Source organism: Algoriphagus oliviformis, assembly GCF_017254915.1.
GTDB classification, from domain to species: domain Bacteria; phylum Bacteroidota; class Bacteroidia; order Cytophagales; family Cyclobacteriaceae; genus Algoriphagus; species Algoriphagus oliviformis.
In genome coordinates this window covers 1-289 of record NZ_JAFKCT010000080.1, presented here as the reverse complement: position 1 = coordinate 289, position 289 = coordinate 1, and the positions used below count along the sequence as shown (strand labels likewise).

At 54.7% G+C, this 289-nt stretch carries 1 rRNA gene; it reads left to right on the top strand.

What is annotated here, in order from left to right:
- Positions 1–90 (top strand): 16S ribosomal RNA (locus J0A68_RS22650); the annotation flags it as partial.
- Positions 91–289 lie beyond the last annotated feature (199 nt).

The following is a 289-nucleotide window of genomic DNA, read 5'->3' as shown; positions in this document are numbered from 1 at the left end:
GTATAGGAGCCGTTTAGGGTAGAACCGGTAACTGGGGCTAAGTCGTAACAAGGTAGCCGTACCGGAAGGTGCGGCTGGAACACCTCCTTTCTGGAAAGACACCTGTCACAGGCGCTTTTTCGCTCTCGCACGCTTCACATTCCCCCGCAGAGGGCGGGGGACAAGTTCATTGACATATCGAAGTAGAAATTGTAACAGAGGTCCCGGGAAACCGGGACGTAAGTAGAGTAAGTGACTAAGGGCGCACGGGGGATGCCTAGGCTCTCAGAGGCGAGGAAGGACGTGATAA